Origin of the sequence: Stenotrophomonas sp. SrG (assembly GCF_050031795.1) — a bacterium.
GTDB lineage: Bacteria > Pseudomonadota > Gammaproteobacteria > Xanthomonadales > Xanthomonadaceae > Stenotrophomonas > Stenotrophomonas rhizophila_A.
Genome location: NZ_JBNBBE010001087.1, coordinates 1 through 240 on the forward strand (window position 1 = coordinate 1; position 240 = coordinate 240).

1 pseudogene is annotated in these 240 nt (G+C 70.8%); it reads left to right on the forward strand.

Going from position 1 to position 240, the window contains the following annotated elements:
* Positions 1–240 (forward strand): annotated as a pseudogene (locus ACQG3P_RS22825) (polyhydroxyalkanoate depolymerase); the annotation flags it as partial.

A 240-nucleotide genomic window follows, 5' to 3' on the forward strand; every position in this document is an offset into this window, starting at 1 on the left:
ATCCAGCGCAGTGCTGGACATGCCGGCGCGCTAGGTCATGGACACCATCCGCGGGGTGTTCCAGGAAGGCCTGCTGCCGCGCGGGGTGTGGTATGGGCAGGGTGAGCTCGGGGATCCCGGGGCGATCACCGGCACCGCGCTGCTGAGCTTCGAAGGCGAGCTGGACGTCATAGCCGGCCTGGGCCTGACCGAATCGGCGCCGGCACTGTGCACCGGTAGCCCCGCCTCGCGCCGGGAGCA